Source organism: Lachnoclostridium sp. An14 (genome assembly GCF_002160755.1).
Classification (GTDB): Bacteria; Bacillota; Clostridia; order Lachnospirales; family Lachnospiraceae; genus Lachnoclostridium_A.
This window is the reverse complement of the sequence record NZ_NFLE01000014.1, coordinates 84,685-97,742: the sequence shown is the minus strand read 5'-3', so window position 1 is coordinate 97,742 and position 13,058 is coordinate 84,685. Positions and strand designations below refer to the sequence as shown.

21 protein-coding genes are annotated in these 13,058 nt (G+C 54.8%); all 21 read right to left on the bottom strand.

Annotated elements, in window-relative coordinates:
- Window positions 1-224: 224 nt before the first annotated feature.
- Window positions 225-653, bottom strand: coding sequence for an RNA polymerase subunit sigma-70 (locus B5E84_RS10040; RefSeq protein WP_334293412.1), 429 nt, complete (start codon window positions 651-653; stop codon window positions 225-227).
- A complete protein-coding gene (locus tag B5E84_RS10035) occupies window positions 653-847 on the bottom strand; it encodes a hypothetical protein (protein ID WP_087222278.1) in 195 nt (64 codons plus the stop codon). Before B5E84_RS10035 ends, B5E84_RS10040 begins: the two co-directional genes overlap by 1 nt.
- Window positions 848-860: 13 nt before the next feature.
- A complete protein-coding gene (locus B5E84_RS10030; RefSeq protein WP_087222276.1) occupies window positions 861-1,409 on the bottom strand; it encodes a hypothetical protein in 549 nt (182 codons plus the stop codon).
- A 3-nt stretch (window positions 1,410-1,412) separates the two neighbouring features.
- Window positions 1,413-1,634, bottom strand: a complete 222-nt coding sequence (locus tag B5E84_RS10025) for a hypothetical protein (protein ID WP_087222274.1) — start codon at window positions 1,632-1,634, stop codon at window positions 1,413-1,415.
- Entirely contained in the window at window positions 1,631-2,029 is a 399-nt protein-coding gene (locus B5E84_RS10020) for a YopX family protein (RefSeq protein ID WP_162612842.1), read from the bottom strand. Before B5E84_RS10020 ends, B5E84_RS10025 begins: the two co-directional genes overlap by 4 nt.
- A gap of 16 nt (window positions 2,030-2,045) precedes the next feature.
- Window positions 2,046-2,354: a hypothetical protein gene (locus tag B5E84_RS21305; protein WP_330374226.1), complete on the bottom strand. Its 309-nt coding sequence runs from the start codon at window positions 2,352-2,354 to the stop codon at window positions 2,046-2,048.
- 79 nt (window positions 2,355-2,433) lie between these two features.
- Window positions 2,434-3,135, bottom strand: coding sequence for a hypothetical protein (locus B5E84_RS21300; protein ID WP_330374225.1), 702 nt, complete (start codon window positions 3,133-3,135; stop codon window positions 2,434-2,436).
- Window positions 3,136-3,204: 69 nt separating this feature from the next.
- Entirely contained in the window at window positions 3,205-3,492 is a 288-nt protein-coding gene (locus B5E84_RS10010) for a hypothetical protein (protein ID WP_087222270.1), read from the bottom strand.
- Window positions 3,493-3,504: 12 nt separating this feature from the next.
- A complete protein-coding gene (locus B5E84_RS10005) occupies window positions 3,505-3,738 on the bottom strand; it encodes a hypothetical protein (RefSeq protein WP_143469203.1) in 234 nt (77 codons plus the stop codon).
- Window positions 3,701-3,946, bottom strand: a complete 246-nt coding sequence (locus B5E84_RS10000; protein ID WP_087222266.1) for a hypothetical protein — start codon at window positions 3,944-3,946, stop codon at window positions 3,701-3,703. Before B5E84_RS10000 ends, B5E84_RS10005 begins: the two co-directional genes overlap by 38 nt.
- Entirely contained in the window at window positions 3,943-4,335 is a 393-nt protein-coding gene (locus B5E84_RS09995) for a RusA family crossover junction endodeoxyribonuclease (protein ID WP_087222264.1), read from the bottom strand. The genes B5E84_RS10000 and B5E84_RS09995 overlap by 4 nt, the downstream gene beginning before the upstream one ends.
- A gap of 418 nt (window positions 4,336-4,753) precedes the next feature.
- Window positions 4,754-6,958 (bottom strand): AAA family ATPase, encoded by a 2,205-nt coding sequence (locus B5E84_RS09990; protein WP_087222262.1) that lies wholly within the window; start codon window positions 6,956-6,958, stop codon window positions 4,754-4,756.
- 10 nt (window positions 6,959-6,968) lie between these two features.
- A complete protein-coding gene (locus tag B5E84_RS09985) occupies window positions 6,969-8,552 on the bottom strand; it encodes a DEAD/DEAH box helicase (RefSeq protein WP_087222260.1) in 1,584 nt (527 codons plus the stop codon).
- Window positions 8,552-9,007 carry a DUF669 domain-containing protein gene (locus tag B5E84_RS09980; RefSeq protein WP_087222258.1) on the bottom strand — a complete coding sequence of 152 codons (456 nt, stop codon included), beginning with the start codon at window positions 9,005-9,007 and terminating at the stop codon, window positions 8,552-8,554. The genes B5E84_RS09985 and B5E84_RS09980 overlap by 1 nt, the downstream gene beginning before the upstream one ends.
- Window positions 9,008-9,018: 11 nt before the next feature.
- Entirely contained in the window at window positions 9,019-10,236 is a 1,218-nt protein-coding gene (locus B5E84_RS09975) for an ATP-binding protein (protein ID WP_087222256.1), read from the bottom strand.
- Window positions 10,236-11,510, bottom strand: a complete 1,275-nt coding sequence (locus B5E84_RS09970) for an AAA family ATPase (RefSeq protein ID WP_087222254.1) — start codon at window positions 11,508-11,510, stop codon at window positions 10,236-10,238. The genes B5E84_RS09975 and B5E84_RS09970 overlap by 1 nt, the downstream gene beginning before the upstream one ends.
- A complete protein-coding gene (locus B5E84_RS09965; protein WP_087222251.1) occupies window positions 11,510-11,812 on the bottom strand; it encodes a hypothetical protein in 303 nt (100 codons plus the stop codon). The genes B5E84_RS09970 and B5E84_RS09965 overlap by 1 nt, the downstream gene beginning before the upstream one ends.
- 37 nt (window positions 11,813-11,849) lie before the next feature.
- Window positions 11,850-11,993: a hypothetical protein gene (locus B5E84_RS20620; RefSeq protein WP_162612841.1), complete on the bottom strand. Its 144-nt coding sequence runs from the start codon at window positions 11,991-11,993 to the stop codon at window positions 11,850-11,852.
- Between the two features lie 14 nt (window positions 11,994-12,007).
- On the bottom strand, window positions 12,008-12,196 hold the full coding sequence (locus B5E84_RS09960) for a hypothetical protein (protein WP_087222250.1): 189 nt from the start codon (window positions 12,194-12,196) through the stop codon (window positions 12,008-12,010).
- A gap of 14 nt (window positions 12,197-12,210) precedes the next feature.
- On the bottom strand, window positions 12,211-12,387 hold the full coding sequence (locus tag B5E84_RS20615; RefSeq protein WP_162612840.1) for a hypothetical protein: 177 nt from the start codon (window positions 12,385-12,387) through the stop codon (window positions 12,211-12,213).
- A gap of 260 nt (window positions 12,388-12,647) precedes the next feature.
- Window positions 12,648-12,833: a helix-turn-helix domain-containing protein gene (locus B5E84_RS09950; RefSeq protein WP_242963338.1), complete on the bottom strand. Its 186-nt coding sequence runs from the start codon at window positions 12,831-12,833 to the stop codon at window positions 12,648-12,650.
- Window positions 12,834-13,058 lie beyond the last annotated feature (225 nt).

Sequence of the window (13,058 nt, the reverse complement as noted above, 5' to 3'; positions counted from 1 at the left end):
TCGTCTCACCTCTTACATTTCGTCATCGTAGTTCATTTTCCATATCTTGTGTTTTATCCACCATTTTATCAACATCTTGTGGATAAAGAATCCCCCGCCAGGCTGTGACACCTGGCGAGGGACTGTCAAAGGAGGGTAAAATCAATGGGTTTGGGTCTATCCACTGCTTCCAGCTTATACTATAGCACTTAAAAACGGGACATTGGGGACAAATGGGACAAACTTTATTTTTCTGCCATAAATCTCTGAAATTCCTTCTTTACACTGTCCGCCGTCGCCTTCCGCCCCATCCTCTGAGCCACCTCTTCCCACGTCATTCCCTCGAATACCTTGTATCGGATAATGCGCTGCATCCGCAGCGGCACTGTCGCCAGCCACTCCTCCACCTGCAGCTTGATCGCCTCTGCAGCGGCCTTGCGCTCCTCCAGGATGCGCTCTTTTCGGTCCTGCATCTCACGGTCCTGGACATCATAAGGAATCCCGTGGATGGTGCAGCTGATCTGCCCGAAGGGAAACTCATAATCCGACATCTTGACCTTATCGGTGACAATCTCCCGCCGTCGGCGCCGGATCTGCTCAATCTCCCGCTCCGTCTCTTTGACCAGCTCGCAGGCGTCTATGTACTGGTACAGGATCTGCTTGTCCACTGGCATCACCTCCACACTCTCCCGGTCTCCGCATCCCGCAACACGATCCGCCCAACCACCTCAAAGCCCAGGCAGTCCGCCGCAAACTTCATCAGCCGGATGGCCCGGGACAGATCTTCTGGCGGTCGATCTGCTTCCCGGATGGCTTTGGCCGCCACGGGGTCACGCACACCGCTGCCGTTTACCTCATAGTCTTTCATTACCTGCCCTCCTCTAATTTCTGATTGGCTCGTACAGCTTTTTCTTTTTATTCCACGTAACTACAACTGGTGCCCCACATTCTGGACAGTTTACATCAAATTCCTCATCTGTCATATTTGTCATGTATTTTGCCCTGCGACCACACTCACAGTTTATGTATAACGGGACAAGGTCTTCCAAATCAGTCTTTCTGCCACATTCACGGCACAAATAATATTTAATGTTTATTTTAGTGCAGAACGCCTTGACCTTTCCACAGTGAGAACACTTGACGTAAAGAAATCCACTATATCCTCTTGGCTCCTCCTTTATTTCCGGATATTCCGTTTCCAGATCCAGTGCTTCCGGATCCAGTAGCTCAGGCTCTGGTTCGGTGGCCTCTCCGGAAGGTACTTCCATTGGAACCTCCCGTCCTGGTTCTGAAAGCTGTTCTTCCGTTTTTCGGAATGTAACGCCAAACCCTAACAACTGTAACGCCAATTCTTTATATACTTTCCCCGCTTTACTGTCTTCTATCTCCGCCATTGTGGCCATACCTGGCATAGATACCCTTACTTTCATCTGTCACTCCTCCTCAATCCCGCCTTTCCGGATAATTTCCAAAGCATCTTCGAGGGGCACATACACATCTAGTTCCTTTGCTTCCTGCAATTCCGATACCACCTTTTCCACGTCAAAGGCAGTCGGCTGATCCTCAATAGCTTCTTCAAGTTCCGGTGTAACATCAACCAACACATTTCCTCTAAGTCTATCCAACAACGCTTTCCGGCTGATTAAGTCGCTCATTCTGTACCGTCCTTTCCTAATAATTCTGGGTTGTCGAAGATATTTCCGATAACTTCAACCTCTCCATCATCGTATTCTAAAATGTCATACAGGTTATTGTTTGGTTCTCCGTCCACGTACCACATGCCACCATAAAATTCTACATTTCCAATTCCTTCGTCCATTGAATTTTCAATTCTTACAATATCATTCTCCCATATCCGATTACCGTTCTTGTCTTTCAGTTCGGTATATTGGCAGAGTGTTTCAGGATTAACTTCGACAATATCAAAATCTTCAATCCCGAAGATATATCCAATGTACGCCTTCTCCTTGTCTTGTTCGTCTGTGATATAATTTCCTTCAACCCAATCTCCGTTGTCTATCCTCTTCGCTTTAAAGAGTATCTCTCTCATTGACTCGCTCCCTCCCCTACTCATCAAACAAACTCATCTGCACCGCAGGATAATCCTCCCACGGCACTCCTATATAATCCAGCACCCGACCCCAGCCATATTTCTCACCGGTCACTGGATCCGTGCAGCACCGATACATCCAGAACTCCCATTCTTTGGGATTCCGCTCCCGAAGGCGGTCAAAACGATGCGGCCGCGACTCCAAATGGATTCCAAACCCACACATACTGCACCCAGTGCGCTGAGCACCAGTGGTATAGAGCGTCCCATCCGGTTTACGAACGATCTTCCCGTAGATTTCCGGAATCGGCGCATTCAGATCCAATGCAAGCTGCAGCAGGTCCTGCCTCAGGAACGGAGTAAACGGTGCGCTCCGAATCACTCCCTTGCCAAAGTAGTTGCAACTAGTTGCAACCGTGTTCTATCAACGCTTCCTCGCGCTGCCCTCCTTCTGACGCCATCAGCCCCAGGAAGGGGCGGCTCTTGTGCTCTTTTGCCCAGCGATCACAAGGCATCTCTTTCATGTACAGACAGCACTTATTGGACACCAGGAACGGCGCAATCTGATAGTTCACTCCCTCATTCTCGTTCTCATATCCTGCGAACAGTTCCAGCCATTTCTGTGGCAGTTTCATGCGGCTGTTCTTTGCGAAATGGCCCTGTGCGCCGCATTCGCCGGTGATAATCGCATGGCGAACCGTCTTATTCTTCTCCGTCGGGTGCTGCAGAGTGTCAATCCGTCCAGCAATCTTTTTGGAGATCACCGGAAATCCATACTCCTGCAAAATCTGCACCTTCGGTTTTCCGGGTGCCAGGGAAATCACTCCCAGCGCCTTATGTACCTTTTGAATGCTCTTGTCCTCCAGACTGGACACCGATATGGCCGGCACATCAATGCCTATTTTTCTCAGAAACATCAGCAGCACAATACTGTCCAATCCCCCAACACTCACGTGTGCCTCCAGGCCCATATCGTCCAGCTTCTCTATGAACTCAATAGCCCTCAACTCCGCTCGCTTGACCTTGACTTTATACGGGAGCGCCTGCATGGCTGCCATTTGCGCTTTCTTGCGCTTCTTCTCCGCTTTCCACTCTTCGTTTTCCATGACACCCTCCTCCTTTGCATACATTAACCGATCCATCAACTGAATCCATCAATTCATCAACTCGATACATCAACAGCTGATCACGATCCCCACTTCATCCCGCACTTTCTCTTTCAGCTGCTGTACGCTCTCTTTGCTGCTGACGTAGGGCTCCATGTAGCTGTCCACTCGTCTCAGCGCTCTCAGGCAGCGTTCTTTCCCGAAACCAAACTCCTCATGCAGCGCCAGCACGAAGCACGTCATCAGTGCCTCTACACGGTCATTTTCCACTTCCTGGAGGATTTGTCCAGTCAGCTCTTTCTGAAGCCTCCTGACCGCCTTCTGCTTCTCCACACGCCGTCTTTCTGCCCGGTTCATCGTACCGCCTCCCTACCAGCTGATTGTGTACGTGGTATCATTCAGGTAAAAGCTGCTGTCCACAGTAAAGCCATTCGCACGTAATTCTGCCATCAGCTCCTGCGGGATCGGCCCGCCGATATGGATCACGACCTCTCCTCTCGCAGCCGCTTCTGAAATCTCTTTTTCCACCCGTCTTCTGGATTCCCCTATCCGATTCTCCAGAAATTCATCTGCCATTTTTCTGGCTTTCTCTGCCGTTATCATGTTCACGCCTCCTCATTCTCTGATCCAGTTCTTCCACCATGCTGGCCACCGTATCCCGCAGGAAGGGATACTTTTTCATGAGCACCACGGCCCAGGTGTGCATCCGCTCCCACTCGTCCGAATCTTTCGGTAGCGGCTTGTCCCGGTAATTCAGCCAGAACCGGTTGTACACCTCCGTAAATCCTGCCTGCACCTCCGCGTTCGTCATATGTTCTCCACCTTCACGTAAATCCCCGGGATCTGTGCCCAATACTTTTCGATCACCTCACTGGCCACCTGGGCGTCATCCTTCCAGAACCCCAACTCCGTCATCACATCCTTGAGCATCTTCACCAGGTTGTCCGTGTCCGGCTTGCTGGTCCGGTATTCCCCGTCACGATGTTCCCCTCTGGGGAAGCACCACCAGGTCGTAAGCCGGACCGCCCCTTCAAACGGCCGCTCCATCTGATGGCGTCCCAGGTGGTCCCGCAGTTTCTGTCTGGCTGCCTTCAGCTCCGCCGGCTCGTAGAAGACCGGCTTCCCCTTCACGATCCGCACCTGTTTCTCCTGATGCGTTTTCGTGGGCGGGACCATCGGCATGAAAAATTCTTTGACCATGATCACCACTCCTCCCTCTTTGCTTTATCGAATTAACGTTTAAAACTTTTCTTTTTATCCACATCTGCGCCCTGTCATCGGGGAGGGGGAAGGGAGACGGGCCGGGCAGCCTTAGGCCCGTCCCTCTCCTACCCCCGTGACCACGCGACTGCGGGGGAAAATATTTACCCTTTAGGGTACAGTCTTCCCCGCACTCGGGGGAAGACTGAAAAGTATGTCTTCCCCGCACTCTGCTGCCCTGGAGGGGAAGACTGAAATTCAGTGTTCCCCGCACGGACCTCCTTGACGGGGAAGACTTAAAATTCAGTCTTCCCCCTCTTCCTCGTTTTGCGGGGAAGTCTTAACTTCCAGTCTTTCCCGCACTGGGATTTTTGTGGATAACTCCGTTTTGTGGATAACTTTTTCATTGTGGATAACTCTATTTCTTCTGAATGACTCCGTCCTCAATGGTATAACCCCCATGTTCTTTGACCCGATCCCGGACGGACCGCCCGGAAATTCCGAGGTAATTGGCCACCTCTTCTACCGCCGGTGCCTCCCCGAAACAGGCATTCTCCACAGCTTCCTCCAGGGATTTCCGGCGCTCCTCTTTCCGATCTTCGGCATTCTTTTTATTTTTCGCCGCGCCCTTTTTCCACGGCGGGAGATCCGTTTCCGGCTGGATATCTCCCAACGCCCCGCTGCGGTCAATGTAATGCACCGGGTACCCGAACCACACATTCACCGGCGAAAACTTCGGAAATTCCCGGAGGGTTCCTTCGATCCTCCAGGCCGTCATAGCTGCCACCCGCGCCCTTTCCGCATCCAGGATCCGGTTTAACGCCGCCATCTGCCACCGATCCAGATGGTCCTTACAGTACCGCAGCATCTGCGCGCTGCTGCACAGATCGTCCTGGGAGAGATCGTCTTCCCATTTAAAATGCGCGTCCAGATACTGCCTGCAGGCCTCACAGATAGCCTTGTTCTCCTCCTGTTTCATCAACGCTTCCGTGGTCTCCAGTTCGATCAGGTCCAGCAGAGCGTCCGGATCCCTGGCGAACACACCGGACCCGGATGCGCGGTCCATCGACCGCTTGCTCCCCTGGGCGCCCTTGCTGTGATGGTGGCAGTAGATCACCGCTGTCCCCAGCTCCGTGCATACCTTGTCAAACTGGTTGCAGAAGTTCGCCATCTGATCTGCGCTGTTCTCATCCCCGGTGAGGACCTTGTAAATCGGGTCAATGATCACTGCGATATAGTCCTTTTTCGCCGCTCTGCGGATCAGCTTCGGCGCCAGCTTGTCCATCGGGACGGACCGGCCTCTCAGATTCCAGACGTCAATGTTTTTCAGGTTATTTTCCGGGTATCCTAACGCCTGGTACACGTCCTTAAAGCGGTGCAGGCAGCTGGCCCGGTCCAGCTCCAGGTTGACGTAAAGCACCCTCCCCTGAGCACAGTCCCAGGACAGCCACTTCTTTCCCTCTGCGATGGCAATGGCCAGCTCGATCTGCAGGAAGGACTTTCCCGCTTTGGACGGGCCGGCGATCAGCATCTTGTGCCCCTGGCGAAGTACGCCGTGGATCAGCGCCGGCGCCAGGTCAGGAAGGTGGTCCCAGACCTCTTCCAGGGGCTCCGGATCCGGAAGATCATCGTTGATCCCCTCGATCCATTCCTGCCACTGGGACCAGCTCTCTTTTCCGATATTCACGTCCACCAGGAACTGCTTCTTCCCATTCCGCATGACTCCCGGCATCCGGGAGAGCCGGGACGGGTTCCGGTTCTGCTTGTCAATCTTTAAGCCGTTCTTCTCGCACACCTCATACAGGTAATCCACCCGTTTCCGGTATTCGCCGTAATCCGCGGCGTCCACCCGCACAATAGCGTGCAGGCTCTTCTTTCCGGAATGCACCAGGCAGGCCACCGGAAGCTCCAGTTCCCGGATGATGGCATTCTGTTTTTCAATCTCCATGCTGTCCGATTCCACCAGGGCATAACGGAAATCGGTCACGTTCTCATTCCGGACCCCGTTCCCATCCAGGGGATTGAATCGGATCCATGCCCCCACCTCCGGGTTATAGTCTCCCAGCACGCTGCCGATGTCCCCATTACAGTGGGACAGCTGTTCAATAAGTTGCCCGGCCGTGCGGTCCCAGCTCCCCTTGGTGGGCATATATTTTCCGTCTTTTTCAAAACTCTGGGTCACATACCCGACGTTTTCCGTGGAGTCAAACAGGGTTTCCAGGTAGAGGGTTAAGTCCCGGACCGGATCCCAGTGGGCCGGCTCTTCCACTTCCTTTCCCTCCACCCAGTTGCTGTCCACAACCACACCGTCCTCTGTGATCGCATCATCCCAGCCCAGGGGCGTCCCCAGGTCCGTCGGAGGCGTCCAGCCCTGCTCCCTGGCCAGCTGGACCAGCGTTCCTCCCTTGACGGGCGAACTGCTCCCGGAAAAGGACCTCCACTTCCGGATGCACTCCCCGGTATGAAACCGGCCGGGATCCCGCCGGCTCCAGTCCTCCCAGATCCCCACGTCGTACCCTTCATATTTCAGGGCCATTCCCACGTTGACCCAGTCCTGGTAGGACAACTCCGCCGGGTCAATCGATTGCAAGACCTCCAACAGGTCGTACTGGTTCTGTTCCATCTCTTACTCCTTACTCGGGGACATACTCCTGGGGGCGGATCCCCGCCGGGATCCTCCATCCATTCCCCGCGATCCGGTCGATCAGAGTCCGGGCCGCTTCAAATCTCCAGGTCCCCACGTGCTGGAACCCTCTCTGTTCCAGGAAACGGATCTGCTTCGGGGTCGTCAGTCCCTCTTCTTTCCGCTTGTGCAGCCGGTCCAGCAGCAGGCTGGCTTTCCCGGCATTGTCAATCTCATCCGGCAGAATCCCCAGCTTTTCCAGGGCCGATTTCTGTCCGTCTGACGGCGGCGCCATCTCCCAGCCAAACGCAGGCACGTAGCCTGACAGGTCTTCCGCCTGGATGCTCATCTCGAACTGCAGCGGATCCACCAGGGCCCGCTTTCTCCGCTTCATCTCCGACAGCTTTTTGGCCAGGGCTTCCTCCCTTTGCGCCACCACATCCTCCGAAGCCTGGTGCTCCGCTTCCTCCAGGTCCACCGGGCATCCGGCGGCCTCCTCCAGGTTCTCCGTCATCTTTTTCGCCACTTCCTCGCTCTCACAGATCAGGGAAGCCGGATGGCACAGCTCATGCCGCTCTGTGTGCCACAAAAAGTCCAATAACAGCAGATGGTCCTTTCCCGGCGCCAGGCGGGTGCCCCTTCCCACCATCTGGCAGTACAGGCTCCGCACCTTGGTCGGCCGGAGCACCACGACACAGTCCACGGACGGGCAGTCCCAGCCTTCCGTCAGCAGCATGGAATTACAGAGGACGTTGTAACGGCCGGCCTCAAAATCCGCCAGCACTTCCGCCCGGTCCCCGCTCTCTCCATTGACCTCCGCGGCCTGAAATCCTGCCTCGTTTAAGATGTCCCGGAACTTCTGGGAGGTCTTGACCAGAGGGAGGAATACCACGGTCTTCCGGTCCCTGCAGTACCGGCCCATTTCCTCCGCGATCTGGTGCAGATATGGGTCCAGGGCGGTGCTGATCTCCCCCGCCTTAAAATCCCCGGTCTGGATTCCCACGCCGGACAGGTCCAGCTTTAACGGGATCGTCAGGGCCTTGATGGGGGAAAGGTATCCTTCCCGGATGGCCCTGGGCAGGGAATACTCATAGGCCAGGCTCTGGAAGAATTCTCCCAGGTTGCGCATATCCCCCCGGTCGGGCGTGGCCGTCACTCCCAGCACTTTCGCGTTTGGGAAGTGTTCCAGTACCCGCTGATAGCCCTCCGACAGGCAGTGGTGGGCCTCATCGATGATGATGGTGGAAAAATATCCGGGCGGGAACTGTCCCAGACGCTTTTCCCGCATCAGTGACTGCACAGATCCCACGGTCACCCGGTACCAGCTTCCCAGACAGGTCTCTTCCGCCTTTTCCACCGCACACCGCAGGCCGGTGGCCTGCTGCAGCTTGTCCGCCGCCTGGTGCAGCAGCTCTCCCCGGTGGGCCAGGATCAGCACCCGGTCCCCCCGCCGCACACAGTCCTCCGTGATCTTCGCGAACACGATGGTTTTTCCGCAGCCAGTGGGCAGCACCAACAGGGTGCGCAGTGTCCCCGCCTCCCAGCTCTCAAACACCGCGCGTTTCGCTTCCTCCTGATAAGGCCGCAGTTCCATTAAAACTCACCTGCCACAAACTTTTTCGGTTCGTACGGAAGGTATTTCGCCACCCGGTTGTTTTTCCGGGCCTTCCCGTTCTTGTCTACATACTCATGAACCTCGATCTCTACTTTTCCGCAGGAAGTGGGCACCGCCGCCCAGTTGGGGCGCAGGGGCTCCCCCTTTTTCTTCTGCCCGATGGACAGGAAGAACTGGCTCAGCCTCCACTCTGCCTTGGAGTTTAAGTACAGGGTGTCAAACACCCGGCAGTCGTTTCCGGTCTCCGGGTTGCGGATCAGCAGGGTCAGGTTGGCGCAGTTGCAGGCGGCCATCCGCTCGCTTCCGGCGAACCTCCCCCGCGCCATACTCTCCACCGTGTAATCATAGGTTCCTTCCGGCAGGAGCTCAAACTCCTGCCCTTCGTTTTCGATCTGGTCATCCCAGCTCAGTTCTTTTCCCAAATCTTCTGCCATGTCATTACCTCCTAATTAAATGGAATCGCTTCTTTCTCTTTCATTTCCCGGATCATCCGGTAGACCTGTCCCCATGCCCCGACCAGTACACCGTCAATAAAGTCCGGATCGTATGCCTGGATCGGGGTATCTGCCGGATAATATCCCCTAGCTGCCACTACGTTCTGGATGTCCCACTCATCCACCTTGTTGGCCTCCATCAGATCCCGTAGTGCCTTGGGAATATTTTCCGGGAGGGACCGCGGAGCCATGGGCGCCGGCGGAGTGTCCGCAGCGTGGCGGCCTGGCGGATCCGGCATCCTCTCCGCACGTTTCTCCTGCGAAGGATCCGCCCTTGAAGATGTCTCCTCTTTTGGTCTTGCCTCCTCCCGCATCGTTTCCTGGCGCATAAACGGCGGGAGATCCGGATTCTGATCAGAAGGCTCTGCAGCTGCTTCTGATGGCTTTTCCGGACCCTTGCGGGGCGGAGAGGGAGTTTCTTCCGGTACTGCCGGCGCACCCTCGGAAATTGCCAAAATCGAAGCGATCTCCCTATAATCAAACGACAGTTCTTCCGGCAGCCCATACCGGTTTTTAGCATCCCAGCAGGGATGATGGGTGGTAAACATCACTCGTTTTCCGCCCTGAGCCTTGTTCTTTCCCTTCTGGGCACCCTGGCCGTCCACGTTGACCACGAACGTCTTATAGTTGGCGAACAGCACCATGTCCGCCCATTCCTTGACCATGGGAGCCGTCTGTTTCGTCAGCTTCATCTCCCAGCGGTCATAGGCCCCCAGTTCGTCCGGCTGCTCAAACTTGCGCATCTTCGCGTGGGCCGTCATCACCACATGGATCCCCAGCCCAACGACTTCCTCCAGCAGGTTCAGCAGCCGGCCGAATTCCTCCTGCACGTAGGTGTATCCTTTTCCATAGCCAAACTCCTCCAGTCCGTCCTTGTGGTACCGGGCACAGATATGGTCAATGCAGCGCATCTCCGCCCAGTCTGCCGTGTCCAGGACCAGCGTCCGGCAGATTTCCGGATGGGCTTTTACATAACGCACCTGCTCCAGGATCATCTGCCAGCTGGATGGAGCCTCAAACCGGGCTACATCCATGTCCTTGGTACTTCCCTCCGTATCGATAAACACCGGATCCGGGAACCGGGAAGCGAACGTGCTCTTCCCGATCCCTTCCGGACCGTACACCACGATCTTTTTTGCGCTGGGCTGCTTTCCGCGGATAATCTTCATTAAAATTCACCTGCTTTCCATTTGTTTGCCTTCGGCGCTGGCGCCGCGGCTGTTTCCTCCTGGCTGTAGCCGTCCTCAATGATGATGCTGCATTCCCCTCCGGTACTCACCCGGGTGGCAATGGCCTGCAGTCCTTCCTTCTCCAGCCAGGCGCCGAACTCCTTTAATGTCCGGACATCCATCTGCTCCAGCTTGTCCAGCAGGACGAACCCGCACTGAGGATTCAGCCGACGCACGACGGCGGTGGCCACCTTCAGCCGGTCCGATCCGGACATGTTGTCCCACTTCTGTCCCTGGTAAACCAGCTCCCCATCCTGGACGGACAGGCCGGGAAGGGGCAGTTCCGCCTGGTTTAACAGTTCCGTCTGGGCTTCCCTGACCCGGTTGATCTCTCCGGTCAGCCGGTCGTACTGCTCCGCATAATCCCTGGCGTCCTCCTCCGCCTTTTCCTTGTCCAGGTTGGCGCGCACCCTGCGGTTGATCTCATCAATCTGCGTAATACTCCTTTCCAGTTCCTCCGTGGATTCATCCATCAGATCCTGCGCCGATTTCCGGGCCGTGAACAGATCCTCTTCCAGGGAGGCCTGGCGCTTTAACAGCCGCGCCATTTCTTCCGTGACCTGCTGGTATTCCTGTTCCAGGCGGTGGAGGTTTTCCCGCTTCCTCTGGTTCTCCCCGTTCCTTGCCAGGATCTCCTGCTGCTTCCGGATCAGGTCCGCTGCGGAGATGATCTCCCTGGGTGCATCCGGATAATAGGTCTGCTCGTTTGCGAACTTCTTTTTCTGATCTGTGATCCGCCCGATGGCCAGCCGCTCATTGTAGAGCTGCTTCTCCTCCTGTTCCAGCTGGGTCAGCCGGTCCCCCACTCCGATGATCTGCAGAAGGATCTGGGCCTTTTCTTTTCCATTTGCCTCCATGAACTTCGGCAGATCCAGGGCCAACTGGTTCACAAACTCGTTGAGAAGCTGCTGGCCGGCTTTCTTTCCGCTGGGATCCGTGACTTTCAGATCGCTGTTCTTGCCTTTCCGTTCCACCACCAAACCATTATTCATCACGATATGTAAATACGGCGGAATGACAGATCCTTCCCGGACTGCCTGGGAAGGCCGGTACCGGTCCCCGCCCAGCGCCCAGGCGATAGAATCCAGCACGGAAGTCTTTCCCTGGTTGTTGTTCCCGCCGATAATCGTCAAGCCGTTCTCTGCCGGTTCCAGCTTGACCGCCTTGATCCGCTTGACGTTTTCGATCTCCAAACGGTTGATTTTCATGCTCATCAGTTCTCCACCTCCCTTAAGATTATTTTCAAGATTTTCCGGTTAATTTCATATGCCAGCAGACGTACCAGATCCCGCTTCTCCTTCGGGGATTCCCCTCGATTGGAAACCTCATGGACTACGGCATCAGCAACCGATACCACAAAATCTTCTGCTGTTAATCCGCTGCCCATGGCTGATGATTGTAAGCCAATCTTGTCATCCTTGTCCTTGATCCCGATCGCTACAATCGCGTCACATTCTTCAATCTCTATCTCGCGATACTTTCCGCAAACAGTTCCCCAGATTCTTCCTTTTACCATTGACTTATCCTCCTTAATTCGCTTAAAATAAAAATGGTTATTTACTCATGGCCCTGACCGGTTGCCGCCGGCGGGCCTTTTTCATTGCTTGCATGGCCTGTCCACGGCCGTTGCCCCAGCCGTAGGGGTTTAAGCCCAGCCGTGCCCCGGCCCGCAGGGTGCCGTTCTTCCGCTTGCTCATGTGGTCACCTCCTCTCACAATACGGCCCCCGGAGGAATCAGTTCAAACTCCTCCAGAAGTGTCTTGAATTCCTCTCGCGTGATCAAGTCCGCATAGAACGCGTAACACACGCCTCCGTACGCCCAATTCAGGCCATGGTTCTTACTATCCTCTATGGTTTTGCGGCAGTACTCCCGCAACCCCTCCGCTGCCTTCTTCGACATCTCGTAACCTCCTCTCACACTGGCACGTTGGCCAGCACATACCCCAGCGCCATACTTGCAATTACAAACATCCAAAACAGCACCGCCCGATCCCGCTCCAGCCGCTCCACTTTACCCTGGAGCTTGTCCATGTGGCGGGCCATCGCTCTCAGCTCCCTCGTCTCTACTATCTGACAATCAATCACATTCATCCAGATCACCTTCCTTCTCTCACCCGATTACCCCGGCTTTTTTCCGATACTCCTGCAGCATACTCTGTACCCGCAGAACCAACCCGCCGTTTGCGCTGCAAGGATCCTTTCTGATATTCCTGAGTGTGCGATCGGTTACTCCTAACCGCTGTGCAAACTCTTCGTCTGTCCAGCCGGTGTACCGTTTCACTCCATCCATAGCAATTTGGAATTCGATTATGTATGCCGGCAATTTCACCATACAAGCCACCTCCCTTCTATTATTTCAGGAGTTCTTCAATTGCCACTCCCAGATACTCGGCCACCTTCTGAACTTTGCGGATCCCAGGTTCATTGTCGTTCCATTTGCAGATACTACTGCGTGGAAAGCCAAGTGCTTTTTCCAAAGATAAAATTGACACTCCCTTTTCCTCGCATAGCTTTTTTACGTTGTCATATAACACCATCTCACCTCCCGTGATATAATAAATAATACGTGCCGCAAATCGCCTCTTGAAAGGAGGTGATAGCATAAAGAGAATCGTTTACTCCAAGTCTCTTGCGGACAAGTGGGTAAAGCTCGGATATAAGATAGTAGCCCTGTCTTACACCGGGTGCTTCGGAGAAACTCCGATGGCATTCCACTTAGAAAAGGCGCTGTAAAGCGCCTGCAACTATCAACCCTGCTCCAA

Excerpts from the sequence above, each read along its gene's own strand:
- B5E84_RS09995 (WP_087222264.1), bottom strand. The coding sequence starts at position 4,335 with ATGGTCAAAGAATTTTTCATGCCGATGGTCCCGCCCACGAAAACGCAT.
- B5E84_RS09970 (WP_087222254.1), bottom strand. The coding sequence starts at position 11,510 with ATGAGCATGAAAATCAACCGTTTGGAGATCGAAAACGTCAAGCGGATC.
- B5E84_RS21300 (WP_330374225.1), bottom strand. The coding sequence starts at position 3,135 with ATGGAAAACGAAGAGTGGAAAGCGGAGAAGAAGCGCAAGAAAGCGCAA.
- B5E84_RS09985 (WP_087222260.1), bottom strand. The coding sequence starts at position 8,552 with ATGGAACTGCGGCCTTATCAGGAGGAAGCGAAACGCGCGGTGTTTGAG.
- B5E84_RS20620 (WP_162612841.1), bottom strand. The coding sequence starts at position 11,993 with ATGAGCAAGCGGAAGAACGGCACCCTGCGGGCCGGGGCACGGCTGGGC.
- B5E84_RS09975 (WP_087222256.1), bottom strand. The coding sequence starts at position 10,236 with ATGAAGATTATCCGCGGAAAGCAGCCCAGCGCAAAAAAGATCGTGGTG.
- B5E84_RS10000 (WP_087222266.1), bottom strand. The coding sequence starts at position 3,946 with ATGACGAACGCGGAGGTGCAGGCAGGATTTACGGAGGTGTACAACCGG.
- B5E84_RS10025 (WP_087222274.1), bottom strand. The coding sequence starts at position 1,634 with ATGAGCGACTTAATCAGCCGGAAAGCGTTGTTGGATAGACTTAGAGGA.
- B5E84_RS10035 (WP_087222278.1), bottom strand. The coding sequence starts at position 847 with ATGAAAGACTATGAGGTAAACGGCAGCGGTGTGCGTGACCCCGTGGCG.
- B5E84_RS09990 (WP_087222262.1), bottom strand. The coding sequence starts at position 6,958 with ATGGAACAGAACCAGTACGACCTGTTGGAGGTCTTGCAATCGATTGAC.
- B5E84_RS09980 (WP_087222258.1), bottom strand. The coding sequence starts at position 9,007 with ATGGCAGAAGATTTGGGAAAAGAACTGAGCTGGGATGACCAGATCGAA.
- B5E84_RS09965 (WP_087222251.1), bottom strand. The coding sequence starts at position 11,812 with ATGGTAAAAGGAAGAATCTGGGGAACTGTTTGCGGAAAGTATCGCGAG.
- B5E84_RS10005 (WP_143469203.1), bottom strand. The coding sequence starts at position 3,738 with ATGATAACGGCAGAGAAAGCCAGAAAAATGGCAGATGAATTTCTGGAG.
- B5E84_RS09950 (WP_242963338.1), bottom strand. The coding sequence starts at position 12,833 with ATGGTGTTATATGACAACGTAAAAAAGCTATGCGAGGAAAAGGGAGTG.
- B5E84_RS10030 (WP_087222276.1), bottom strand. The coding sequence starts at position 1,409 with ATGAAAGTAAGGGTATCTATGCCAGGTATGGCCACAATGGCGGAGATA.
- B5E84_RS10020 (WP_162612842.1), bottom strand. The coding sequence starts at position 2,029 with ATGAGAGAGATACTCTTTAAAGCGAAGAGGATAGACAACGGAGATTGG.
- B5E84_RS10040 (WP_334293412.1), bottom strand. The coding sequence starts at position 653 with ATGCCAGTGGACAAGCAGATCCTGTACCAGTACATAGACGCCTGCGAG.
- B5E84_RS10010 (WP_087222270.1), bottom strand. The coding sequence starts at position 3,492 with ATGAACCGGGCAGAAAGACGGCGTGTGGAGAAGCAGAAGGCGGTCAGG.
- B5E84_RS09960 (WP_087222250.1), bottom strand. The coding sequence starts at position 12,196 with ATGTCGAAGAAGGCAGCGGAGGGGTTGCGGGAGTACTGCCGCAAAACC.
- B5E84_RS20615 (WP_162612840.1), bottom strand. The coding sequence starts at position 12,387 with ATGAATGTGATTGATTGTCAGATAGTAGAGACGAGGGAGCTGAGAGCG.